Source organism: Rhizobium viscosum (assembly GCF_014873945.1).
Taxonomy (GTDB): domain Bacteria; phylum Pseudomonadota; class Alphaproteobacteria; order Rhizobiales; family Rhizobiaceae; genus Rhizobium; species Rhizobium viscosum.
In genome coordinates this window covers 1,930,274-1,954,540 of record NZ_JADBEC010000002.1, presented here as the reverse complement: position 1 = coordinate 1,954,540, position 24,267 = coordinate 1,930,274, and the positions used below count along the sequence as shown (strand labels likewise).

26 protein-coding genes are annotated in these 24,267 nt (G+C 60.7%); 12 read left to right on the top strand and 14 right to left on the bottom strand.

What is annotated here, in order from left to right; all coding sequences use genetic code 11:
• Nucleotides 1-4: 4 nt before the first annotated feature.
• From H4W29_RS30000 to ccoN, 11 genes are all read right to left on the bottom strand, one after another.
• Nucleotides 5-733, bottom strand: coding sequence for a response regulator (locus H4W29_RS30000; protein WP_192732396.1), 729 nt, complete (start codon nt 731-733; stop codon nt 5-7).
• Nucleotides 734-908: 175 nt separating this feature from the next.
• Entirely contained in the window at nt 909-1,574 is a 666-nt protein-coding gene (locus tag H4W29_RS29995) for a Crp/Fnr family transcriptional regulator (RefSeq protein ID WP_192732395.1), read from the bottom strand.
• 23 nt (nt 1,575-1,597) lie between these two features.
• Nucleotides 1,598-1,756 (bottom strand): cbb3-type cytochrome oxidase assembly protein CcoS, encoded by a 159-nt coding sequence (gene ccoS, locus H4W29_RS29990; RefSeq protein ID WP_007823792.1) that lies wholly within the window; start codon nt 1,754-1,756, stop codon nt 1,598-1,600.
• Nucleotides 1,753-4,035 carry a cation-translocating P-type ATPase gene (locus H4W29_RS29985; protein WP_192732394.1) on the bottom strand — a complete coding sequence of 761 codons (2,283 nt, stop codon included), beginning with the start codon at nt 4,033-4,035 and terminating at the stop codon, nt 1,753-1,755. Before H4W29_RS29985 ends, ccoS begins: the two co-directional genes overlap by 4 nt.
• On the bottom strand, nt 4,032-4,517 hold the full coding sequence (locus H4W29_RS29980; protein ID WP_192732393.1) for a FixH family protein: 486 nt from the start codon (nt 4,515-4,517) through the stop codon (nt 4,032-4,034). The genes H4W29_RS29985 and H4W29_RS29980 overlap by 4 nt, the downstream gene beginning before the upstream one ends.
• Complete coding sequence (ccoG, locus tag H4W29_RS29975) at nt 4,514-6,082, bottom strand: cytochrome c oxidase accessory protein CcoG (protein WP_192732392.1); 1,569 nt, start codon at nt 6,080-6,082, stop codon at nt 4,514-4,516. Before ccoG ends, H4W29_RS29980 begins: the two co-directional genes overlap by 4 nt.
• A gap of 259 nt (nt 6,083-6,341) precedes the next feature.
• A complete protein-coding gene (locus H4W29_RS34605; RefSeq protein WP_246517510.1) occupies nt 6,342-6,527 on the bottom strand; it encodes a hypothetical protein in 186 nt (61 codons plus the stop codon).
• A 12-nt stretch (nt 6,528-6,539) separates the two neighbouring features.
• Nucleotides 6,540-7,403, bottom strand: a complete 864-nt coding sequence (gene ccoP / locus H4W29_RS29970; protein WP_192732391.1) for a cytochrome-c oxidase, cbb3-type subunit III — start codon at nt 7,401-7,403, stop codon at nt 6,540-6,542.
• A 1-nt stretch (nt 7,404) separates the two neighbouring features.
• Complete coding sequence (locus H4W29_RS29965) at nt 7,405-7,557, bottom strand: cbb3-type cytochrome c oxidase subunit 3 (protein WP_112546975.1); 153 nt, start codon at nt 7,555-7,557, stop codon at nt 7,405-7,407.
• Between the two features lie 8 nt (nt 7,558-7,565).
• Nucleotides 7,566-8,300 carry a cytochrome-c oxidase, cbb3-type subunit II gene (gene ccoO / locus H4W29_RS29960; RefSeq protein WP_192732390.1) on the bottom strand — a complete coding sequence of 245 codons (735 nt, stop codon included), beginning with the start codon at nt 8,298-8,300 and terminating at the stop codon, nt 7,566-7,568.
• Nucleotides 8,301-8,308: 8 nt separating this feature from the next.
• Complete coding sequence (ccoN, locus tag H4W29_RS29955) at nt 8,309-9,931, bottom strand: cytochrome-c oxidase, cbb3-type subunit I (RefSeq protein WP_192732389.1); 1,623 nt, start codon at nt 9,929-9,931, stop codon at nt 8,309-8,311.
• A gap of 233 nt (nt 9,932-10,164) precedes the next feature.
• Between ccoN and H4W29_RS29950 the strand changes: the two genes are divergently transcribed.
• The 5 genes from H4W29_RS29950 (at nt 10,165) to H4W29_RS29930 (ending at nt 15,838) form a co-directional block, all read left to right on the top strand.
• Nucleotides 10,165-10,893 carry a Crp/Fnr family transcriptional regulator gene (locus H4W29_RS29950; protein ID WP_192732388.1) on the top strand — a complete coding sequence of 243 codons (729 nt, stop codon included), beginning with the start codon at nt 10,165-10,167 and terminating at the stop codon, nt 10,891-10,893.
• Nucleotides 10,894-10,910: 17 nt separating this feature from the next.
• Nucleotides 10,911-12,836 carry a hybrid sensor histidine kinase/response regulator gene (locus H4W29_RS29945; protein WP_192732387.1) on the top strand — a complete coding sequence of 642 codons (1,926 nt, stop codon included), beginning with the start codon at nt 10,911-10,913 and terminating at the stop codon, nt 12,834-12,836.
• 335 nt (nt 12,837-13,171) lie between these two features.
• On the top strand, nt 13,172-13,624 hold the full coding sequence (locus H4W29_RS29940) for a pseudoazurin (protein ID WP_192732386.1): 453 nt from the start codon (nt 13,172-13,174) through the stop codon (nt 13,622-13,624).
• Nucleotides 13,625-13,696: 72 nt separating this feature from the next.
• On the top strand, nt 13,697-14,224 hold the full coding sequence (locus H4W29_RS29935; protein ID WP_192732385.1) for a YcnI family copper-binding membrane protein: 528 nt from the start codon (nt 13,697-13,699) through the stop codon (nt 14,222-14,224).
• 24 nt (nt 14,225-14,248) lie between these two features.
• Nucleotides 14,249-15,838 (top strand): copper resistance CopC/CopD family protein, encoded by a 1,590-nt coding sequence (locus tag H4W29_RS29930; RefSeq protein WP_192732384.1) that lies wholly within the window; start codon nt 14,249-14,251, stop codon nt 15,836-15,838.
• Here the strand turns inward: H4W29_RS29930 and H4W29_RS29925 are convergent.
• Both H4W29_RS29925 and H4W29_RS29920 read right to left on the bottom strand, forming a co-directional pair.
• Nucleotides 15,835-16,314, bottom strand: a complete 480-nt coding sequence (locus tag H4W29_RS29925) for a hypothetical protein (RefSeq protein WP_192732383.1) — start codon at nt 16,312-16,314, stop codon at nt 15,835-15,837. The two genes, H4W29_RS29930 and H4W29_RS29925, sit on opposite strands and share 4 nt — an antisense overlap.
• A gap of 3 nt (nt 16,315-16,317) precedes the next feature.
• Nucleotides 16,318-16,473, bottom strand: a complete 156-nt coding sequence (locus H4W29_RS29920) for a hypothetical protein (protein WP_192732382.1) — start codon at nt 16,471-16,473, stop codon at nt 16,318-16,320.
• Nucleotides 16,474-16,632: 159 nt separating this feature from the next.
• Here H4W29_RS29920 and H4W29_RS29915 point away from each other — a divergent pair, with 159 nt between their 5' ends.
• From H4W29_RS29915 to H4W29_RS29890, 6 genes are all read left to right on the top strand, one after another.
• The gene (locus H4W29_RS29915; protein ID WP_192732381.1) at nt 16,633-17,175 is read left to right on the top strand and encodes a cytochrome c oxidase subunit 3; all 543 of its coding nucleotides are present in this window, start codon (nt 16,633-16,635) and stop codon (nt 17,173-17,175) included.
• Nucleotides 17,172-17,453, top strand: a complete 282-nt coding sequence (locus H4W29_RS29910; protein ID WP_192732380.1) for a cytochrome C oxidase subunit IV family protein — start codon at nt 17,172-17,174, stop codon at nt 17,451-17,453. The genes H4W29_RS29915 and H4W29_RS29910 overlap by 4 nt, the downstream gene beginning before the upstream one ends.
• Nucleotides 17,454-17,676: 223 nt before the next feature.
• A complete protein-coding gene (locus tag H4W29_RS29905) occupies nt 17,677-18,129 on the top strand; it encodes a c-type cytochrome (RefSeq protein ID WP_192732379.1) in 453 nt (150 codons plus the stop codon).
• Nucleotides 18,130-18,147: 18 nt separating this feature from the next.
• Nucleotides 18,148-19,488: a cbb3-type cytochrome c oxidase subunit I gene (locus tag H4W29_RS29900; protein WP_192732378.1), complete on the top strand. Its 1,341-nt coding sequence runs from the start codon at nt 18,148-18,150 to the stop codon at nt 19,486-19,488.
• Nucleotides 19,489-19,515: 27 nt separating this feature from the next.
• Entirely contained in the window at nt 19,516-20,328 is an 813-nt protein-coding gene (locus H4W29_RS29895; protein WP_192732377.1) for a CbbQ/NirQ/NorQ/GpvN family protein, read from the top strand.
• A 7-nt stretch (nt 20,329-20,335) separates the two neighbouring features.
• Nucleotides 20,336-22,222: a nitric oxide reductase activation protein NorD gene (locus H4W29_RS29890; protein WP_192732376.1), complete on the top strand. Its 1,887-nt coding sequence runs from the start codon at nt 20,336-20,338 to the stop codon at nt 22,220-22,222.
• 142 nt (nt 22,223-22,364) lie between these two features.
• Here H4W29_RS29890 and hemN read toward each other — a convergent pair whose 3' ends face one another.
• Nucleotides 22,365-23,717, bottom strand: a complete 1,353-nt coding sequence (gene hemN, locus H4W29_RS29885) for an oxygen-independent coproporphyrinogen III oxidase (RefSeq protein WP_192732375.1) — start codon at nt 23,715-23,717, stop codon at nt 22,365-22,367.
• Nucleotides 23,718-23,977: 260 nt separating this feature from the next.
• Here hemN and H4W29_RS29880 point away from each other — a divergent pair, with 260 nt between their 5' ends.
• Entirely contained in the window at nt 23,978-24,262 is a 285-nt protein-coding gene (locus H4W29_RS29880; RefSeq protein ID WP_007823751.1) for a DUF2249 domain-containing protein, read from the top strand.
• Nucleotides 24,263-24,267 lie beyond the last annotated feature (5 nt).

Here is a 24,267-nt window from a genome sequence, read left to right as displayed (position 1 = left end):
TCAATTATCTCGATGTTCGTTCCGGTCGGCCCGTGAAGACATAACCGACGCCACGCACCGACTGGATGAGATCAGGGCTCTTCGGATCATCCTCGATCTTCTTGCGCAAGCGGACGATCTGGGCGTCGATCGCACGATCGAAGGCTTCGAGATTGCGGTTTCTTGTCAGATCCATAAGCGTTTCGCGCGAAAGAACCCGGCCGGGATTGCGCACGAAAACGAGCAGCATGTCGAACTCGCCCGTCGTCAAGGCAACGTCGTCGCCCCGGGGTGAGGTCAACCGTCTCCGCGACACATCGAGGCACCAGCCTTCAAAGGCAAGCGTCTCGTCCTCTCCATTGACGTGGCGGGTCGCGTCCGAGGGCGTACGGCGCCGCAGGATTGTCCTGAGACGAGCCAACAGTTCCCGCAGATGAAAGGGCTTGGCGATGTAATCATCGGCGCCGACCTCGAGGCCGACGACCTTGTCCGTAACATCGTCCTGACCGGTCAGCATGAGAACCGGCACGTCGGATGTGCTTCGAAGCTCCCGGAGCAATTCGAGACCGTTCTCGCCGTTCGGGAGCACCAGATCGAGAAAAATTGCCGCGTAAGAGCCCCTGGCAAGTTCGGAACGCATCGCCGCACCGTTTGCGACCGCGTTCACCTTGAATCCGTTGTCTTCGAAGTAACGCACCAGCATCTGCCTGATCCGCGCGTCGTCATCGACCACCAGAATACGGTCCGGTTCCATTGTCCTCGTTAATCTTGTTTCGACTTGCCAATCAGATAGCGCAGGAATTCGGCCAGCGCCACCGCTCTCAGCGCCGCATGCGATGGTTCCCAAAGAAACCTGGTGATGACTGCCTGGTGGGCTTTATCGCCATAACCTCCAACGGCATGACTTCGGACAACTGGCGCGATTGTCGTTAACAGACCTGACGCAACAGGACTACGTTTTCGATGCGGACCGTTCGACCCTTCACGTCAACCCCGCACCGTGCGAGGGCGGCAAATGCCCTGGACAGGGCCTCCGGCCCAAGCCCGAGTTTTCCAGCCAGAATCTGCTTCTTGTACGGAAGATGGAATGTCGCCTGGGGAGCTGCTTCCGGACACTGGCGCAAAAGGAAATTCGCCACGCGCTGGGCTGCCGTATGCAGGCGATCGCCGGCAATGCCATCGAAGGCTTCAAGAAGATGGCGGGCCGATATCTTCAGAAGGTTGCGCTGGAGCTGAGGGCATTTATCGGCGAGTATCCGCAGCTCCGCAACCTCGAAGAGCACGAGCTCGCTCGAGGCGCCGGCGCACGCGCCGTGCGCATAATTGCCGCCGAGCGCAATGACATATTCTCCGATGAAGTCTCCAGGCTCGCAGACGCGGATATCCGCATCACGCCCACTCGATTCGGTCCGTGTCAACCTGACCACGCCGCTTGCGACATAGATGACGTGAACGCCAGGCTCACCTTCCACGAGGATCTCTTCGCCCACCATATAGGTGCGCCGGCGAGCCAGGGCCGCAAGCCGTCTTGCGGTATCCTCGTTCAGCCCATGAAACATGTCTGACCGTAAAAGCCGTTCATTGTTGGAGAGCATCGGTCCTTTTCCGGCTGATGCGATCACGTAGCGGTCGGATCGGAATCATCATCGGCAATCACCCGCCAGGAAGCGCCCTCCAGGTCGTCATACTGACCGCTCTTCAGGGACCAGAGGAACGCCGCCAATCCAAGGCCGCCCATGAAAAGTGCGATCGGGATCAGATAGATGAGCATGTTCATGCAGCTTCCACCTTCCGATCGCGGATCGGCCTTTGCGACGTCGGCAAAGAAGCGCTTCGTGCTGTAAAGGCATTGAGACGCAGGGCGTTGGTGACGACAATGATCGAAGAGGTGGACATCGCCACCGCGGCAATCAGCGGCGTCGCGAGGCCGGCGATCGCGATCGGCACGGCCAGGATGTTGTAGCCGATCGCGAGTGCGAAATTCTGCCGGATGAGCGCAGCTGAGCGCTTGGCGATCCGGATCGCGTCGGGCACGACATCAAGCCTCTCGTTGAAGAAGACGAGGTCGGCGGCCTGGCGTCCAATGTCGGAGGCACTGGATGGCGCCATCGAAACATGGGCAGCGGCGAGCGCCGGCGCATCATTGATACCGTCGCCGACCATCAGAACGCTGTGTCCTTCCGCTCGCAGAGCCTCGCAGGCTTCCACCTTCTGCTTCGGGGTCAGTGCGCCAAGCGCGCGATCGACGCCGAGACTGCGTGCCGTACTTTCAACGACGGACTGGCGGTCTCCCGAAAAGATCAGCGTCCGCAAACCGGCCGATTCCAGATTGGCGACCGCCTCGCCTGCCCCCGGACGAAGCGTGTCATCGAAGAAGAAGCGCGCCAGCGCCACCCCGTTTGCTGACAGCACGACTTCGGACAGCGGACTGTCGGATGTCGCGACCTGGGCCTGACCGCAGGCGAAGGATGCATTTCCGAGCCTGTAGACGACATCGCCGCGCGAGGCTTCGAGACCGCCGCCTGCGACCTCTGCCACGCGCTCGAATTGCTCCGCTACGTCTGCCTGGCGGGCGAGCGACTGCGAGAGCGGATGCCGGGAATGCTGAGCAAGTCCCGCGGCGATCGCGATGCTCCCGATATTATCGGCCTCGGTCCGCACGAGCCTCGGTTGCCCGAGCGTCAATGTGCCCGTCTTGTCGAAGGCGACGATGTCGACCTCGGCGAGCCGCTCGAGCGCCGAACCATCCTTGACCATGACGCCCCTGCGAAAGAGCTCGCCGGCTGCGACGACCTGCACGACCGGGACGGCCAGTCCGAGAGCACATGGGCAGGTAATGATGAGTACTGCGACGCCGACGAGCATCGCCTGCTTCCAGTCTCCGCCGATGATGCCCCAGCCCAGAAACGACACCAGCGCAAGCAGGTGCACGGCGGGCGAATAGAGTGCGGCCGCCCTGTCGGCGATCCGCCGATAGCGCGCCCGTCCGCCTTCCGCGGCCTCCATGAGGCCGATGATCTCGGCAAGCAGCGAGTTGCGCGCGAGCCTGGTTGCGCGCAGGATGAGCGAGCCCGTCAGGTTCATTGCCCCGGAATGGATTTCCGCGCCGGGTTTGACGGCCACCGGGCTGCTCTCGCCGGTCACGATCGACAGGTCGAGATCGCTTTCGCCGCTGACGACGGTACCATCGACCGGGATGCGGTCGCCGGCCGCTACGGCAATCTCGTCGCCGACAGCGATCTCCTCGACCGCCACATAGCGTCTCGACCCGTCGGCCGCCACCACCAGCGCCCCGCGCGGTGCAAGCCGCGCCAGCCCGTTGATCGCCGCACGCGCCTTCTCGCGCATGACATGGTCGAGGGTCCGGCCGATCAGCAGGAAGAACAGCAGCGATACGGTCGCATCGAACCAGGCATGCTCGCCATGATGCATCGTCTCCCAGAGCGAGACGGCATAGGAAAGCGTGACGGCAAGCGAGATCGGCACATCCATGTTGGTGCGCCCGCGCTTCAACGCGTTCCAGGCCGATTGAAAGAAGAACCGGCCGGAATAGATGAGCGCAGGCGCTGCGATCATCGCCGAGATCCAATGGAACATGTCGCGCGTCGCGGCATCCGCGCCGGACCAGACGGATACGGACAGCAGCATGATGTTTGCCGCGGCAAAACCGGCAACTCCGACCGCAAGCAGAAGCTGGTTCCGTGTCTTGTCGCTTTCCGGCGCAAGCGGCGCGAAGAGATGTACCCTGTATCCGGTCGCGCTGATTGCGGCAGTGATGCCGGTCGGATCGACCGGTTTGTTGTTCATCTCCTCGATATAGACGCAGCTCACACGCCTGGAGGTGAGATTCACCCTGGCCTTGCGCACATAGGGCAGAGCCGACAAGGCCCGCTCGATGGTCGATATGCAGGCACCGCAATGGACGTCAGGCACGCTGAGATCGAGCTGACGAAGACCGCCGCCGAGCGGGTGGCTGGCAAGTCCGATCTCCTCGGCGCTGAAAGAAGTCGTGCTCATTGCGAGAGCACCGTCTGCATCCATGGTGCAGCAGGTCATTGGCCGAACTCCGCAGTGTCGATTCGCACGGCCTCGTGCATGACGATCTCGTCGCCGCGGCGCGAAGTCACCTCGACGATCCAGTCGCCTGCGGCGATCGCATGATCTGCCTTAAACCGCCCTTCCGAGAGCTTGGTCAGGGCAACCCGAAAGTCCTCGTGATCGCCGACCGGCCGCTTGAAGTTGGCCACGACGTCGTCGACAACAGCCGGTGAGTTGTCCCTGTTGCGGATATCATAATGGATTTCGCCGCTCTTCAGCGAAAGCTTGCCGACGATCCCGGATGCTGCCATCGCCTTCATGGCGGCAGCCTTCTCATTGAATTCCTGGCTGGCGACATAGGTGTTTTCGACCACGAGCCCGCTCCAGCTCGACGAGGCGTACCAGGCCATCGTAAAGTTGACGGCGATAATGACGCCGAAAAAGGCACACGTCGTCAGCAGCATATGCATGCCGGTAAACCCTTGCGCACGGGTGCTCATTTCACATCTCCTGGGGCGTTGAACGCAGCGCGATAGGTCGCGCGATCGGCATGGTCGACATCTTCGATCGAAAAGAGGAATTCGTTGACGGCATCACCCGTCGGCTTGCGGGTGACGAATACCTTGAGCGTCGTCGCTGCATCGGGAGCGGCATCGATTAAGAACCGGCGTCCCTCCTCCTTGCCGAGCTCGGGGATCCGCATCGTCGCACCATCGATGCCCGACAGGATCAGCTCGATCGTGCGCGGCTTGGGAACCATGTTGAGGACACGCAGCGTGTATCCGTTGCGGATCGACCCGTCGCCTTCCAGCACATATTGAGGGTTGCGGTCATGGACGACATTGAGCTCCAGCCGTTCGCGCATCGACAGGTGCACGAGCATGGCAATGCCGACGCAGGCCCAGATAGCCGCGTAGAAGACGACGCGCGGCCGGAAGATGATGCGCCAGTTGAAATGGCGAATGCCTTCGACGAAGGAGCCGTCCGGATTTCGGACGCGCGCCGGCTGGACCGGAGTCCTGCCCCCGTCGGTGGCAATATTCATGTTGCTCGCATATTCGCTGAGCGTCGCATAGGCGATCAGGCCACGCGGTTTGCCGATCTTGTCCATGACATTGTCGCAGGCGTCGATGCAGAGCGCGCAGGTGATGCACTCCATCTGCTGTCCATCGCGGATATCGATGCCCATCGGACAGACCGCAACACAGGCATTGCAGTCGACACAGTCGCCGACGGCCTGCCCCTCAGCTTGTGCCTTCTTGGCATGGCGCGATCGTTCCTCGCCGCGCCAGTCGTTATAGGTCACGACCAGCGAATTCTCGTCGAGCATGGCACCCTGGATGCGCGGCCAGGGGCACATATAGGTGCAGACCTGTTCGCGCAGGAGCCCGCCAAAGACGTAGGTAGTCGACGTTAGAATGGCGACCGTGGCGTAGGCAACGGCCGGAGCCTGCCCGGTGAAGAGTCCTTTGACGAGGGTTGGCGCGTCGGCGAAATAGAACACCCATGCACCGCCGGTGAGAACGCCGATAACAAGCCAGATCGCATGCTTGAGTAGGCGCTTGCGAAGCTTATCGAACGTCCACGGCCCGGCGTCGAGTTTCATTCTGGCATTGCGGTCGCCTTCGATGGCGCGCTCGACGACGAGAAAGAGATCGACCCAGACCGTCTGCGGACAGGCATAACCACACCACGCACGGCCGACCGCCGAGGTGACCAGAAACAGCCCGAACCCCGCCATGACCAGCAGTCCGGCGACATAGTAGAATTCCTGCGGCCAGATCTCGATGAAGAAGAAAAAGAAGCGGCGCGACGACAGGTCGATCAGGATCGCCTGGTCGGGCGCGTAGGGTCCGCGATCCCAGCGGATCCAGGGAGCCAGATAATAGATCGCCAGCGTGATCAGCATCACGATCCATTTGAACCGGCGAAAATGTCCTTGAACCCTCTTGGGAAAGACCTTCTTGCGCGCAGCATAAAGCGGCTGACGGTTGCGGCGGGCGTTGACCGGCTCCGCGTTGACGCGTTCCACTGACTTGGGATCGGGTGCTGTGTAGAGATTCATGGGCCTGTTCCGATTTGTGACTGCCCTTCTCCTCCGTTTCCAGCTGACGATCCTTGATTCATATCAAGAACGCAGTTTGCGCGGAGAAGGCCCTGCCGGGCGGGATGCAGCCCTGAAAGAGCCGGGCAGTCGACAGGCATAGGCGCTTGCGCCCGATCGTTCTTTGCGTTTGATCAAAGAGAAAAGGCCGCGCCCGGGAGAGGGGGCACGGCCTGGAGGACAACGGGGAGAAGCCGCTGGGACGTCCTCGTTTGCAGATCTACCGGCTGGTCGGGTTGTGATCTTTGAGGCAGGTCAAGCTTACGATCGAACTGCCGATCTTTGCAGGATCTTCCTGTTCGCAGGCCGGCGGAGCAGACCTTGCACGCATCGACACGCGCGAGCGGATCACCGCACGTGGGATGCCATAGAGTGCAAGGAGCGCATTATGATCATGGTTGGTCATCCTGCCCGCCTCTCATTGGCCACCACCGAGCGAGTGGACGAAAACGGTGAGTTCCTTGACGGTCGTGTCTCCGAGGCGCGCGGACCAGGCCGGCATGACGCCATGCTTCGGAGCCGCGACCTGGCGGATGATGGCGTCCTCGCCCCTGCCCTTCAGCCAGATGGCATCGGCAAGATCAGGCGCGCCCATCTCCGGCTTGCCCTTGGCATCCTCGCCGTGACAGGCCGCACAATTGTCCAGGAACACCTGTTTTCCGGGTTCAACGAGAGCTTCGTCTGATGGCTTGTTCGTCAGGCTCCAGACATAGGCTGCAACCTGCCGGATCTGATCCTTGTCGAGCATGTCGGCGAAGGCCGGCATTTCGGAGACATGCGTGTCTGTGTCGCCGTCGAAACGGATGCCGTGGGCGATTGTCGTCTGGATGGAATCGAGGTCGCCGCCCCAGAGCCAGTCGTCATCGTTGAGATTGGGGAAACCCGGTCCGCCGCTCGCGCCGGAACCGTGGCACGGAGCGCAATTGACCTTGAAGGCGGAGGAACCACCGGCGATCGCGAATTCGCGAAGGGCGGGATCGGCGTCGATTTCCTGCACGGTCTTGGCGGCGATCATGTCGTGGAACTTCGTCTGCGACGCCTTGGCCAGATCGAGGTCCTGCTGCAGCTCGGCACGACTGGAAAAGCCGAAATAGCCTTTCGTGGCGGATGTGATCATCGGAATGGCGGGATAGGCGATCGCATAACCGATCGCCCACAGGATCGTCGCATAGAAGGTCCAGACCCACCACCGGGGCATTGGATTGTTCAGTTCACGGATGCCGTCCCATTCGTGGCCGGTCGTCTCGACGCCGCTGATTTCATCGATATGTTTTTCCGACATCTCAATCGTCCTTCAGAGGAATGTTGGCGGCGTCCTTGGCGGCCTGCTTGCCGCCGGGACGGAGCGTGAAAATGACCGCTCCGATGAAGAAGGCCGTCATTGCCAGGAGGCCCCAGCTGTCGGCGAAGTGCCGCATTGCGGTGTAGGTTTCCATGTTTCACCTCATCGGTAGCCGGTGGCGTCGTCATAGGTCGAGAAGTCGACGAGCGTGCCGAGCATCTGCAGATAGGCCACAAGGGCATCCATCTCGGTGAGCTTCGAAGGATCGCCGTCGAAGTCGCCGACCTTGGCCTTGGGATATCGCTCGAGAAGTGCGGTCGTATCGGCATTCGGATCGGCTTGCGCCTTCATGTCCGCCTCCGCATTGGTGATCATGTCGCCGCTATAGGGCACGCCGACATCCACATTCGCCTTGAGGTCCATGCCGACATCCTTGACGGTGATCTCATGCTCCTTGAGAAAGGCGTAGCTCGGCATGATCGATTCCGGCACGACGGCCCTCGGGTTCGAGAGGTGCTGGACATGCCACTCGTTGGAGTAGCGGCCGCCCACGCGCGCGAGATCCGGACCGGTGCGCTTCGAACCCCACTGGAAGGGATGATCGTACATGGATTCGGCGGCCAGCGAGTAATGGCCGTAGCGCTCCACCTCGTCTCGGAACGGCCTGATCATCTGGCTATGGCAGAGATAGCAGCCCTCGCGGATGTAGATGTTGCGGCCTGCCAGCTCTAGCGGCGTATAGGGACGCATTCCCTCCACCTTCTCGATCGTGTTCTGCAGGTAGAACAGCGGGGCGATTTCGACGATACCGCCGATACTGACCACGAGGAGCGAGCCAACCAGAAGAAGGGTCGCGTTTTTCTCGAGGATCTGATGTTTGTCCAGGATTGATGCCATGTGTCACCTCACTCGGCAGCCTGTGCCTGCGGCACATAGGCAGAAGGAATTTCGGCTTCGTCACGCAGATGCCCGCGGATGGTCATGAAGACGTTCCAGGCCATCACGAGGCCGCCGGCGAGGTAGAGACCGCCGCCAAGCGTGCGCAGCACGTAATAGGGGAACATCGCAGCCACGGTTTCGGCGAAGGAATAGACGAGGAAGCCCTGGGAATTATATTCACGCCACATCAGGCCCTGCTGGATGCCGGCGACCCACAGGACTGCCGCATAGACGACGATGCCGAGCGTTGCGAGCCAGAAGTGCCAGTTGACCATGCGCAGGCTGTAGAGCCGTTCGCGGCCCCAAAGCTTCGGCGTCATGTAGTAGATCGCACCAAAGGTGATCATGCCGACCCAACCGAGCGCACCGGAATGCACGTGACCGATGGTCCATTCGGTGTAGTGGCTGAGCGAGTTCACGGTCTTGACCGACATCATCGGGCCTTCGAAGGTCGACATGCCGTAAAAGGCGATGGCGACGATCATCATGCGGATGATGGGATCGGTGCGGATCTTGTCCCAGGCGCCCGAGAGCGTCATCAGGCCATTGATCATGCCGCCCCAGGAGGGCATCCACAGCATGACCGAGAAAACCATGCCGAGCGTCTGCGCCCAGTCGGGGAGCGCAGTATAGTGCAGGTGATGCGGGCCGGCCCAGATATACATGAAGATCAGCGCCCAGAAGTGGATGATCGACAGCCGGTAGGAATAGACGGGACGATTGGCCTGTTTGGGCACGAAATAATACATCATCCCGAGGAAGCCGGCCGTCAGGAAGAAGCCGACGGCGTTGTGGCCGTACCACCACTGCGTCAGAGCGTCCTGAACGCCCGAAAACAGCGAGTAGCTCTTCGAGCCGAGGAACGAGACCGGCACTGCGAGATTGTTGACGACGTGCAGCATCGCGATCGTCACGATGAAGCCGAGATAGAACCAGTTCGCCACATAGATATGCGGCTCCTTGCGCTTCAGGATAGTGCCGAGGAACACGAGCAGGTAGGCGACCCAGACGATCGTCAGCCACAGGTCGACATACCATTCAGGCTCGGCATATTCGCGCGCCTGGTTGATGCCGAGGACATAGCCGGTCGCCGCCATCACGATGAAGAGCTGATAGCCCCAGAAGACGAACCAGGCGAGGCTGCCGCCGAAGAGGCGTGCATGACAGGTGCGCTGGACGACGTAGAAGGACGTCATGATCAGCGCGTTGCCGCCGAAGGCGAAGATTACTGCCGACGTGTGAACGGGCCGGAGCCTGCCGAAATTCAGATAGGGAGCGAAATTGAGATCCGGGAACGCCAGCTGGGCCGCAATAACGACGCCAACGAGGAAACCGACCACGCCCCAGAACACGGTGGCGATCAGGCCATAGCGGATCACCTCGTCGAAGTAACCCGTCGGATTCGCCTTCGGCAGCCGTCCCGCCGGCGAGAAATCCACTCTTCTGACGAGAAGCAGCGTTCCCGCGAAAAGGCAGAAGCTCAATATCCCCATGTGGATTGAAAATAGATGGTCGTGGGCGAAAGCAGCGCCAAGCAATGCCAGGAATGCTCCCACGGCGACCACCATGGTTTCCGTAGTATAGTTCATGATGACGTCCCCAGTGCGCAGACGACCACAGGGCGGTCGCCTTTCTCGTACTTTGAGGAACGACTGTCATGGAGCGCTCACCCGTTCCTTGATCCAGGTCAACGAAGGTGTGGCTTTGCCCGTTGTTACAGACTGTTACAGAGTCTTACCCTTTGGCACCATCCGCTCATTCCGCTGTGACCGAACGGCTTTCTATTGGCCTCACATTCAATCAGGGCACGGGGATCATTGGGATGTTGATGCAGGGCCAGCAGGCATTCGAGAACGTCGATCTTGGCGTAAAGGCAGTTCAGGGCAATTCGCTGTCGTCGTTATTCCAGATGTCGGCGACAGAAACGGTCGAGGCGGGAAAGGCTATCTGCTGGGAGGGAGATGCCGCACGGCATCTGTTCCAGATCACCGAAGGCGTTGTGCGTCTTCATCGCATTATCGGCGACGGTCGCCGGGTCATCACAGCCTTTCACTTCGCCGGCGACGTCGTCGGCTCCTTCCTGCAAGGCGATTTCCTGTTTACCGCCGAAGCAGTGACGGATTGCAAGATCCGCCGCCTCTCGCGCAAGCAGTTCCAGGAAGAGATTGAGCGCTCCGAGCTTCTGCGGCCGGCCTATATCAACCTGCTCTGCAGGGAGACCGCGTCGGCCCACGACCAGCTGGTGCTGCTCTCCAGGAAAAATGCCGAGGAACGGCTCTGCACCTTTCTCATGAAGCTTGCGACCCGTGATGGCGAGTCGCTCCGCCAGGGGCTTCTCGAGGTGCCGATGAGCCGGCAGGACATCGCCGATTATCTCGGCCTGACCATCGAGACGGTTTCACGCTCGATCAGCAAGCTCGCCCAACGGAAAATCGTCGTTCCGGACGGACGGCACAATCTGCGGATCGTCAATCTTGTCCGCCTCGCGCAGCTGTCGGGCAATGTGGATGATTTTTTGGACGGAACCTGCCATAGGAGTAGCGTCCACTGACTACGGAACGAATGTTTATGCCTCATCGTCTGATCTCGCCGCGCACCGCATCGCCCCAGGAACTGGACGCGCTCGTGCATGTTCTCGACGGGGCTGACATCATCGTGCACCGGCTCGAAGGTACGATTACCCATTGGTCGATCGGCAGCGAGAACATGTATGGCTGGTCTCGTGAAGAGGCCGTGGGCGAACCCGTCTACACTTTGCTCGATACGCGCTTTCCCGAGCCGATGGATACTATCCACGCGCATTTGACGACGCGGGGCTTCTGGCAGGGCGAGGTCGTTCATCGTCACAAGAACGGTCGCGACATGTACGTGGCAACCCGCTGCGTGCTCGTCAACCTTCCGAACGGCGATCCCGTGGTCATCGAGGCAAACAGCGACGTCAGCGCCCTGCGCAAGGCGGAAGAGGCCGTGCGGACGCGTGAGGCACATCTGTCATCTATCCTCTACACTGTGCCTGATGCGATGATTGTCATCGACCAGGGCGGCAATGTCATGTCGTTCAGCAAGGCCGCCGAGGCACTCTTCGGCTTCACTTCCGACGAGATCTGCGGCCAGAACGTCAAGAAGCTGATGCCCGAACCCTATCGCGCAGCTCATGACGGATATATCGACCACTACATGCAAACGGGCGAGAAGCGGATCATCGGTTATGGTCGCGTCGTGACGGGTCAGCGCGCCGACGGAACCCAGTTTCCGATAGAGCTTCACGTGGGCGAAGCCACAGCAAACGGCGAACGGATCTTCACCGGCTTCGTTCGCGACCTGACCAGCAGGTTCAAGATCGAGGAGGATCTTCGCCAGGCCCAGAAGATGGAAGCGGTGGGGCAATTGACCGGTGGACTGGCGCACGACTTCAACAATCTGCTGACCGTGATCAGCGGCAATCTGGAAATGATCGAGGACAAGCTCCCGGCCGGCCCACTGCGCGACATGCTGCGCGAGGCGCAGGATGCCGCGGCCGACGGCGCAAAGCTCACCGGGCAACTGCTGGCTTTTGGAAGGCGCCAGCCGCTGAACCCGAAGCAGGCCGATCTCGGCCAGCTCGTCACCGGCTTTTCGGACCTGTTACGAAGGACGCTCGGGGAAAACATCAAATTGTCGACGGTTCTTTCAGGATCCGATTTCAACGTGCTTGTCGACAGTTCCCAACTGCAGAACGCGATCCTCAACATCGCTCTGAACGCGCGCGACGCCATGCCGAAAGGCGGCACTCTGACCACCGAGGTCTCACGCGTGCGGCTCGATGCAGACTACGCGAAAATGTATCCGGATGTTCGCAGCGGCAATTTCGTCCTTGTCTCCATGAGCGATACTGGTGACGGCATGACCGAAGAAGTCAAGAAGCACGCGATCGAGCCGTTCTTCACCACCAAGGAAGTGGGATCCGGAACCGGACTGGGTCTCAGCATGGTCTACGGCTTCGTCAAGCAATCCGGCGGTCACCTGCAGATCTATAGCGAAGTCGGTCGCGGTTCGACGATCCGCATCTACCTGCCGACACTTTCAAGCGCCAGCGCCAGGGACGAGGCTGCTTTCGGCGAAAAGGTCGAAGCAGCACTCCCGGGTGGCGACGAACGCATCCTCGTGGTCGAAGACGATTCACGTGTGCGCAGGGTTGCGGTCGCCAGGTTGGCCGGAATGGGATATTCGGTGATCGAGGCAGACAACGGCCGCCGCGCCCTTGAATTGCTGAAGGACCAGGCCGACGTCGCGCTTTTGTTCACCGACATCGTTATGCCCGGGGGCATGACCGGCGATGAACTGGCAAGAGCTGCCCGCGTCGAACGGCCTGACATCGCCGTGCTCTTCACCTCGGGATATTCCGAGCCCGCATTGGCGGCAAATGAGGTCATCGCCGGTGCGCAATGGCTTCGAAAGCCCTATACTGCGCGCGACCTTGCCCTGAAAGTGCGTGAGCTCATCGACGCCCGCTGAGGCGGGCGCGCGTAAACCTTCTCAAAAATCCAGCAACCGATCATCCGCCGGGACCGTTGACGGTTCCGCGAGGGCAAACCTGCATCCACGCCTACCCTGATGTCAGTCTTCCCGCAGTTTGAAAGACGCGTAATCGCCCACGAGGTTGATGCCGCCATCAACCTGATCTGCGGCCGCCCACCCGTTCTGTTGCTTGTCGTCGAACAGACCCGAGCGAGCCGCCAGCCGTCTGAATTGACGCAGCCAATTTGACGGGCGTCAAAGAGTGACCCGCTTGCATGTCCTAGAACCTTGCCCGAGGCCAAGATCCGGCCCCGAACGATAGGAGAAATGCAATGCGTCTGAAATTTGGACTGATCGCTGCCGCAGCGGTTCTGATGGCATCGGCAGCGCCGCTCATGGCCGCCGACCATCAGATCCAGATGCTCAACAAGGGCGCTGATGGCGCGATGGTCTTCGAGCCGGGATTCGTCAAGATCGCCCCCGGCGACACGGTTACCTTCGTGCCCACCGACAAGAGCCATAATGCCGAGACCTACAAAGGCCTAATTCCGGATGGGGCTCCTGAGTTCAAATCCAAGCCGAGCGAGCAGTATCAGGCCAAATTCGACGTGCCCGGCGCCTATGTCATCAAGTGCACGCCGCACGCAGGCATGGGCATGGTGGCGCTGATCCAGGTTGGCGACAACCCCACCAACCTTGAGGTCATCAAGACCGCCAAGCTTCCGAACATGGTGCGTAAGCGCCTTGACGCCGATCTCGCACAGATCGCGCAAGTCACACAATAAGTCACACCATAACGAAGGGGCGATCACAGGTGGCGGCGCCATGCGCCCCACCTGCGGACCAGGAGACATGTGATGATCAGACACTTGGCGCTGACCGTGGCGGGCATATTTTGTATTGCCGGATCGGCGCAGGCCCATATCACTCTCGAACAGGCCGAAGCGGTTTCCGGCAAAGCCTACAAGGCCGTGCTGCGCGTCGGGCACGGCTGCGAAGGCAAGGCAACCGTCAGAATCCGGGTTAAAATCCCCGAAGGATTGCTGTCTGCCAAACCGATGCCGAAGGCAGGCTGGACGTTGGAAAAAATCCGCGGAACCTACGAAAAGAGCTACGATCTCTACGGTAAGCCAGTCAAGGAAGGCCTCACCGAGATCGTATGGCAGGGCGGCCAGCTCGCCGATGACGAATATGACGAGTTCGTCTTTCGCGTCACCCCGGCGAAGGAACTGCCGGCGGCTACGCGAATTTACGTCCCTGTCGTCCAGGAATGCACCGAAGGCGCAGTTGAGCGCTGGATCGACATTCCTGCTGCCGGCAAGACGTCCGATGATTATGAGACGCCGGCGCCGTTTTTCGACGTCGTCGCTCAGCCTCGTTCCTGAGGCGGGCCGGAGGCGGGTTCGCCTATGGCGCGGAATTTTCCCCTGTGGGCGACCTTTTGCCTGCTAGCACGTGTCGCGGGGCTGTTTTTTCTGCTGGCGGCTGGGGCAGACGCCCATGCTGTCCTGATCGCATCGGCGCCCGAGAATAACGATATTCTCACCGTCGCGCCGGAAAAAATCCTGCTGCGCTTCAACGAAGCCGTCAGGGTCGTTCGCTTCAGCATGGTCGCCGCCGATGGGGTGGCCAGAGAAATCTCAGCAAGCTCGACGGGTGCAGAGATCAAAGGATCCCTTCCCGGCCCCCTCGCGGACGGTACGGTGATCGTCAGCTACAGAGTGGTGTCGGAGGATGGCCATCCGGTCGGCGGATCCATCGTCTTTCATGTCGGAAAACCGTCGCCCCGTTCCAGCAGTGTTTCAGATATACCGTCGAAGGCGCTGCATACCGCCATCTGGCTCGTCACCATCGGTTCGACACTCGGTCTCGCCATCATTGTCGGCGGCTCGTTTTTCAATTGCTGGCTCTCTCCGGCAGGCGCACGCAGACAATCCCCCGCCCTCGCTGCTGTAGCGATCATGCTTGTGCTGGCGGGGCTTTATCTTCAGGGCCTGGACGACATTGGCATGGGCCCTGGCTGGGCCGAGCTGGAGCCGATTGCCCAGGCCTTTGCCGACAAAACGGGGATCGCCCAATGCCTCAAGCTTGTGGCAATTATGCTTGCTGCCTTGCCGTTTGCCCCTCGTCCGCGGTCCGCACGCCTAGTCTCGGCTACCGCACTTGCCGTTGCCTCACTCGCCTTCACGCTGACCGGCCACAGTTCGATTGCGCAGCCGCGCTTCATCGCACAGGGGTCGATCTTCTTGCATGCTGCCATCTCGCTTTTCTGGATCGGAAGCCTGCCGCCGCTGCTGCGTCTCAGCCGGTCTACTGAAGACCAGCGTCCCCTGCGGTTCTTCTCTCGCCTGATACCGATCCCCTTCGTCCTTATGTTGCTGGCGGGACTTCTGCTTGCAGTGATGGAAATACCCCGCATCGATATCGCATGGTCGTCGCTGTTTGCGCGCGTGCTGGCCTTCAAGATCGGTCTTGTTGCGGTTCTCTGCATGCTGGCGCTTTACAATCGCTTCTGGTTGACCGCTCCGGCGCTCGCGGGAAACCCAGCCGCCCGGCGCAGGCTGCGCTGGAGTATCGGCAGTGAGATCGGGCTTGCGCTTTTGATCGTCGCTGCCGCCTCGCTATGGCGTTTCGCCGGTCCTGAACAGTATCAATACGCGCATGCCCAACCGCCGGTGTCGCTCCATCTCCATGGGCAGAAGGCAATGGCGGAACTCGAAATGACGCCCCAGCCTGACGGCACGGCCGATATCCGCGTTTCGATCCTGACACTGAAATTCGATCCGATGCAGCCACGAAGCGTATCTCTGGGCCTAAGGAACACCTTGCGCGGGATCGAGTCTCTCAAATACGGCCTGACACATGCTGGCGATGGCACATGGGCCGCAGGAAACCTGCCGCTTTCGGATATTGCAGGCTGGAGTGTGGACGTTCAGGTGCTGATCGACGACTTCAACCTCGTCCATCTCGAAGGCGACCTTCCGACAGGAACCGACTAGACCATAGGCCTGTCTGGATCACGCCACGCCGAGCTCGGCCCCGGTGCAGCGTCTATCCGCCTGATGATCCGACGCTGGGCAGCGATATGCCGACGCAAGCCATAGAAGAACGATCTGAGCAGGTAGTTGACCGCGTCAAAGGACAGCGAGCCGCGGCCGCCGTGCAGGGCCTGCAGCACCTCGACCACATCCTGCGCCGACTCGAGATTGACCAGTCGGCCAGCCTCGAGGTGGTCCTCCGTCTCGGATCGCTCGCTGCCGCTCATGATCGCTCCCAGCCAGTCGGAACCGATCTGCTCTTCCAGCCGATGACTGGTCAGAAGCAGAGGAAGAAGCCCGTCGGCGACCATGCCGCAAAGCCGGTCGTTGACGCGACATGGCAGGAAATCGGCGATCGCCTCAAGAAGATCGCACCAGGACAGGAGCTCACCATAACGCGCCTCGAGCTCGTGGAATGCGGGTGTCGGGCAGGTCATCGCTCACCTCTGGAGGAACAGGCTTGCGGCGATGGCAATGGCGGCGATGACCGCAGTCACGACGCCCGTCCGTTGCAGCACTCCCATCCGGTAAAGCATGATCGCGAAGATCACGATGACAGGTGTTGCTACTGAAAGTCCGATTTGTGCGTCACTCATGAGGTCTCCTTTGCAAGCGGAGGATAGCCGCCCTCGGCGGACGCTTCTTTGAGATCGGTCAAAGAGATCTCCCGCTCGGCGAGCGGTCCGTCGGAGAGGACGCACCGCTGTTTGCGGTTTCACAAAGACGAGCGCTCAGCCTCGCCATAAACACCGGGCATGACCTCGATGATCTCAAGCCAGGACGCGCGCGATACCGACACTGGCGATCTTTTGGTATGGATTCTTGCCTGGAGCGAGCTAGTTGCCTTCGGAGCGCTGCTGACGGCTTTCGTCGTCGCCTCCGTGCTGCATCCGGAAGCATTCGCAGCCGGCAAGGCAAGGCTTGATCATACCCTGCCGATAGCCAACACGATCGTGCTTCTGGCAAGCGGCTGGCTCGCCGCCAAGGCAGCAGAACAGAAAGCAGTCACTCGCCGGCGTCTGCTATTGCTTGCGGCGGCGCTGGGCGGGGCCGTTTTCGGCGGGCTCAAATGCCTGGAATATGCTTTCGAAGGCGCCTCCCTGCTCTCCGGCGATCCTTTCTCACAGCTCTATCTCCTCATCACCGGGTTTCATCTGACGCATGTGGCGTTCGGATCGATGATCCTCGTCCTTGTCGCGGTCTTTCCAACACGGGAAAACGTCCATTTGATCACCACGCTCTGGCATGTGATCGACATCGTCTGGCTCGTCATGTTTCCGGTGATCTACCTTCTATGAGACATTCCGATCGTCCGAATTGCTCGCGCGCCTTGCTGCTGCTCTTCGTCCTGACGGGCTGCACGTTCATCCTGACATACGCTCTGCCGGAGAACATACCTCCGGTCCTGGCTGCTGCGGTGATCGCTGTCATCGCAGTCACCAAGGTACGGCTTGTCGTGCTGGATTTTCTCGGGCTTCGCGGAGCCCGGACGCCGCTGACGGCCGCCTTGTGGTCGTGGGCGGCATTCGTGCTGCTGATCGCCGTTGCGCGCGCTGCCTTGCAATTGTCTGCCTGACGTTTTGCTCCGCTTTCTAAAAAACTCGGCGCACCTGCGGGCTGCAAGTGGCTTGCGGCTTTGCTGGCATGCCTCACTGCGCGTTCCGCCATCCGACATTCGTCCGATTGCTTGCGAATGAGCAAAGAGTTCCCGGTCGAATTCCGCCATTCCCTTCCAGCGAGCCCGCTGGCTCGATTTCCGACGTCACGGCGGCACCGCCACTGACATGAAAGGATGATCAATGGCTGAACGCCTGACAAAAACCGCGGCCCGAAACGTGTTCTACGGCGGGTCGGCATTTTTCTTCGCCATATTCGTGGGCCTGACGGCCCACAGTCACTACTACATCCGCACGGTCTCCACCGATGAGACGAAGCTGACGGAAAGCGTCGCCCGCGGGAAACACATCTGGGAAAAGAACGCCTGCATCAACTGCCACACCCTCGATGGCGAGGGCGCCTATTTCGCGCCGGAACTGTCGAATGTCTGGATCCGCTGGGGTGGGGACAAGGATCCGGCGAATGCCCGCGAGGCGCTTCACGCATGGATGGCGGCACAACCTTCCGGCATCGAGGGTCGACGGCAGATGCCGCAGTTCAACCTGACGGACCAGGAGGTCAATGACCTCGCCGATTTCCTCGAATGGGTCAGCAAGACCAACACCCAGAACTGGCCCCCGAACCAGGCCGGCTGACAGCGAGAGGCTATAGAAATGAAGTACAAGACCCAGAGCGTCGCAATGCTCTATTTTTACGGAGCTCTCGGCCTGTTCATGGCCCAGCTCCTCTTCGGCGTACTCGCCGGCACCATCTACGTGCTGCCCAATACGCTATCCGTCGAATTGCCCTTCAACATCGTGCGGATGATCCACACCAATGCGCTGATCGTCTGGCTGCTCATGGGCTTCATGGGGACGACCTATTTCCTGCTGCCGGAGGAATGCGAAACCGAGCTCTACAGCACCAGGATCGCAATCGCGCAGTTCTGGATCTTTCTGATCGCGGCAGCAGTCGCCGTCGTCGGCTATCTCTTCCATATTCATGAAGGCCGTGAGTTTCTGGAGCAGCCCTTCGCGATCAAGGTCGGGATTGTGATCGTGGCGCTGATGTTCCTTTTCAACGTCACAATGACCGCGCTCAAGGGACGCAAGACGACCATCACCAACATCCTGCTCTTTGGCCTGTGGGGTGTCGCGATCTTCTTCCTCTTCGCCTTCTACAACCCCGTCAACCTGGCGCTCGACAAGATGTACTGGTGGTATGTCGTCCATCTCTGGGTCGAGGGCGTCTGGGAACTGATCATGGCGTCGGTGCTCGCCTTCCTGATGATCAAGCTGAACGGCATCGACCGGGAAGTGGTCGAAAAGTGGCTCTACGTCATCATCGGACTGGCGCTTTTTTCCGGCATCCTCGGCACCGGCCACCATTATTACTGGATTGGCGCCCCCGGCTACTGGCAGTGGATCGGATCGCTCTTCTCGACGCTCGAAGTGGCGCCCTTCTTCACCATGGTCGTGTTCACCTTCGTCATGACCTGGCGGGCCGGCCGTAAACACGAAAACAAGGCCGCCCTTCTCTGGTCGATCGGTTGCTCGGTCATGGCCTTCTTTGGCGCAGGCGTTTGGGGTTTCCTGCATACGCTCTCGTCGGTCAACTATTATACCCACGGCACGCAGGTCACCGCAGCCCATGGGCACCTGGCCTTCTTCGGCGCCTATGTGATGCTCAACCTCGCGGCGATGGCTTATGCCGTCCCGCAGATCCGCGGCCACGCGCCCTATAATCAATGGCTGTCGATCGCCAGTTTCTGGATCATGTGCACCGCAATGTCGGTCATGACCTTCGCGCTCACCTTCGCCGGCATCATCCAGGTGCACCTGCAGCGGGTTCTCGGCCAGTCCTACATGGACGTCCAGGATCAGCTCGCCCTCTTCTACTGGGTCAGACTTGGCTCTGGCATCTTCGTGTTCATCAGCGCCCTGATGTTCATCTGGTCGCTGCTCGTCCCTGGACGCACGCGCGTCCCAAGCCCAGTGGTCCAGCCCGCCGAATAAGGCGGGCCATTTTCCTGGAGAACAAAGATGACAATAGCCTTCAACCATCCGCTCAATCCAGACGTCGAGATTCCGCACTACGCGCCTCAGGGGAACGAATGCGCACTCTTCGAGCACGCCTGGACGCGACAGCTCCCGATCCTCCTGAAAGGACCGACCGGCTGCGGAAAGACGCGTTTCGTGCAGCACATGGCCGCTCGCCTCGGCCTGCCTTTATCGACAGTCGCCTGCCACGATGACCTCACAGCCGCCGATCTCACCGGCCGCTATCTTCTCAAGGGTGGCGAAACGGTCTGGATGGATGGCCCGCTCACCAAGGCCGTTCGGGACGGCGGCATCTGCTACCTCGATGAGATCGTCGAGGCGCGCAAGGACGTGACGGTGGTTCTCCATCCGTTGACGGACGACCGCCGCATCCTGCCGCTGGAGCGGACCGGCGAAGTCCTGGAAGCCGGTCCCGGATTCATGGTCGTCGTCTCCTATAATCCTGGGTACCAGAACCTGATGAAAGCGCTGAAGCCCAGCACGCGCCAGCGTTTCGTCTCGATCGAATTCGATTTTCTGCCGCGCGAACGGGAGATCGCCACGGTGTCCCTGGAAAGCGGTCTTGCCGAGGCCAGGGTCGCACCGCTCGTCGAGCTTGCCCGGCGCCTGCGCGTGCTCAAGGGCCAGGATCTTGAGGAAGGTGTTTCGACCCGGCTGCTGATCTACTGCGCCTCGCTCATCGACGCCGGCCTGCCAGCAATCGATGCTGTTCGCGCAGCGATCATCGAGCCGCTGACAGACGAACCAGACGTCAAGGCCGCCCTCGTCGAGGTCGCCAGGGCCGCGATCGGATAGGTGAAGCATGCTGGAATTTCTGGAACTCGAGGAGACGGTAGGCCGCGCCTGGCATCGGCTGGTCGGCGATACCAGTTCATGGCCGCACCACCCTGCTGCGGCCGTTCACCTGGCCGAACTCAGACCGCAGCTTGCCGTCTGCTTCAGGGCCTTCGGCGGGGACGCCACGCTGCAGATTCAGAAGGCACGGCAGAAGACCTCGATGCACAGGCTGCGGCTCAGACAGGTCATCGGCCTCGGCGAGGAGAGATCGGATCATCCGAGCTGGGACGACACGGCGCTCCACCTGCCGGCGGTTATCGATCTTTTCGACGACCGTTCGCTCAATCGGGATCTTTACTTCTGGCTGGCTGCTTATGTAGCGACCGCACCGTCCGTTTTGTCCCCTGCCGATCCGACTCTCGCCGATCTCTGGCGGATCGAAACGGGTCGGGAAAATTCCGCCCTGGTCATCCAGAGATTCCCAGGAATGGCGGCACGCTATGCACGGCTGACACGGGCGCTGCTTGGCTGCCGCAGGCGCGGGACGCTTCCTCAAGCCGAACGGTGGATCGAGGAATTCGCCCAGCTGGCACTCACCGTTCCCTTGCATCATTCCCTTCCCGACGCCGTCCGCCCAAAGGTAACTACTGCCCCTGCCGGCTATCTGCCGATGCTGCCTGTGCCGATCTGGCCGGATTTTAGGGGCCGCAGCGAGACGAACTCGTCAGACCGCGATGACCTTCCGTCGGATCAGGCGGGTGACGACCAACAGGCGCGGCCATCGCATGAGGCAACACGCAAACGCGACGCCGACGACCGCAAGCGCGATCCCTTCATATTGAACCGCTTCGAAAAGATCCTCGCCATGGCGGAAATGGTCAACGTCGATCGCCCAAGCGATGACAGCGAGGAGAACGATCCGGCGGCGGCCGAAGAGCTCGAGGAGATCGCACTCAGCGAAACGCGCGAACGGCCGAAGTCCAAATTTCACTTCGACCTGGACCTCTCCCCGGAAGCCGCCGACCCGACTATGATAGACGGGGAATTCACCTATCCGGAATGGGATTTCCGGAAGAGCCAATACCTTGCCGACCACTGCCGCGTGGTGGTCGGCTCGCCCTCAGACAAGGTGGACCAGGCAATCGTCAGCGACGCCGCTCTCGTGCGCAAGGTCAGGCGTCAGTTCGAGACACTGCGCCCGAAGCGGGAGCTGCGAAGGGCACAACTGGACGGAGATCAGATCGATCTCGAAGCGGCCATCCGCTCCCGCATCGACTTCATCGCAACCGGCCAGCCGGATGATCGCATCTACGGATGCGCACGCCCTGCCAGCCACGAGCTTGCGACCTCAATCCTCGTCGATGTCTCGCTGTCGACGGACTCCTGGGTCGACAATCGCAGGGTTCTCGACGTGGAAATGCAGGCGCTCGACGTCCTTGCCCGTGGCCTGCAATCCTGCGGCGACCGCTTTGCCATCAAGACCTTCACCTCGCGCCGTCGCGATTGGGTTCGCGTCGAGACTATCAAAGATTTCGAAGAAACTTTCTCAGCCGAGACCGCCAGCCGCATTGCCAGCCTCAGACCCGGTTATTACACACGCATGGGAGCGGCCATCCGGCACATATCCAGGCAGCTGGAGAGCGACGGCGCGAGAAAGAAGCTGCTGCTTATTCTGACGGACGGCAAACCCAACGACGTCGATCACTACGAGGGTCGCTTTGCCCTCGAAGACAGCCGCAAGGCAGTCATGGAGGCACGCACGAAGGGACAAGCGGTCTTCGCCGTCACGGTCGACCGCAGCGCCGGCGACTATCTCCCGGCGATCTTCGGCAGATCCGGCTTTGCCCTCGTGTCGAACATCTCGAAATTGCCGAGCGCACTGCCGGCGATCTACCGGAACTTGACGGCATAGCGAGGCGAAAAGCCGAGCTTTTCACACGCGGAAACCAGGCGGAATCGCTTCCAGCCTGGTTTTTCTAATTAAGGGAGGGATGGCCGGCAGCCATATCGCCGTTGTCACCTGCCGCTTATCAAAACATGACGGTCAGGAAGGATCATGCCGCCTTGCTGTGCGTCCGGCCGAACGAGCCGAAATAGGCGTCGAAGGCTGCTGCGACGGCGCGGACCATGAAGCGATGCTCCTTCGAGACGGTGATGCAGCCATTGTCCACCGTCACCACGCCATCCGACAGGAGACTGTCCAATCGGTCGTTCCGCTCGAGGAGAAAGCCGACATCATAGCCGCATTGCGCGCCAAGCTTTGCGAGATCGACCTTGAAGTCGCACATCAGCCGTTCGATCACTCTGGCGCGAAATTTGTCCTCATTGGTCAACCCATACCCTTTGGCCGTCGCGAGGATTCCGGAAGAAATCTGCTCGGCATAGCGCCCAAGAGCGACATGGTTCTGAACATAGCCATCAGGCAGCCGTCCGATTGCCGAGGCGCCGAGGCCGATCAGGGTTTCGCATTCGTCCGTCGTGTAGCCCTGGAAGTTCCGCCGCAGGGTACCCGAGAGCGAGGCAATGGCGAGCTGATCGTCGGGCAATGCGAAGTGGTCGAGGCCGACACGAACATATCCGGCGCTCTCCAGCTCCCCGGCAATCGCCTCGGCCTGCTCGTTGCGTTGCGTTGCATCGGGCAGTGCAGCTTCGTCGATCAGCCGCTGATGCTTCTTGAAGGCCGGCACATGCGCATATCCGAAGACTGCGAAACGTTCCGGCCGCAACTCGACAGCCGTTCTTACCGTTTCGATGCAGGATTGGATGGTCTGATGCGGGAGCCCGTAGATGAGGTCGAAATTGATGCTTGTTACGCCATAGCCCCGCAGCCCCGTTACGGCCGCCTGCGTCTGCTCGAAACTCTGTATCCGGTTGATCGCCTTTTGGACGACCGGGTCGAAGCTCTGGACGCCGAGACTTGCGCGGTCGACGCCGCTCTCGCCGAGAGCGGAAATCATTGCGCCCGACAGCGTCCGCGGGTCGATTTCCACCGCAATGCTGCAGTCGCTCGTAAACTGGAACGCACTCTCGAGCTTGTTCATCAGGCTCGAAAATTCGTCCGGCTTCATGATCGTCGGCGTGCCGCCGCCGAAATGAACGTTCTTGACCGGAACCTTGTTTCGGGCTGCTTGCGATACGAGTTCGATCTCCTGGCTCAAGACGTCGAGATATTCGAGGACAGGCGCATCCTGACGCGTGATCGTCGTGTGACAGCCGCAATACCAGCACATGGAACGACAGAAGGGAACATGCAGGTAGACGGAGACGGGTCCGGAAGCTGCGACCTCTGAAAGACCATGCGCATATTGCTCCGGCCCAACGACCGGCGAAAACGCGGGTGCGGTCGGATAGCTGGTGTAACGTGGCAGACGGGCCTCACCATATTTGGCGACCAGAGTATCGGACATTTCGGCTTCCTTCATGAGAGTGTCATGATGTGCATATGCCGACGAAGGGGCAGACTTCCTTGTCCTGGATCAACAATGACCGGCGTGACACTGACAAACAGCAAGTCAGGCGGTGGCCAGCGCCGAGGACAACCGACAATCGCCCGGCTGTTTGCTCGCTGTCAAAGTCGCCCGTTCTTCATCCGGCTATCTTCCACCCCGACATAGGATGCGCCGCGGTCCGGTCATCAGTCATCTCGCGGCAGAAGGAAACAGCCATAATGACAGACGCGCCAGCCACGCAGACCGCGATTGCGCACATCGATGTGCGGATCCTGCCGCCCGTCGAGCGCCATCCCCGGATCTTCGGCACGCTGAATTCGCTGACGCCGGGCCAGAGCCTCCACATTACCAGCGACCACGAGCCCCGCCCCCTGCAGTACCAACTCGACACCGCCCTACCCGGAAAATTCTCCTGGGAATATCTGGAACAGGGACCGGACGTCTGGCGCGTGGAGATCACCCGCCTCGACGCGGGTTGCGACTGCTGCTGCGGCAGCCACTAGCGCCG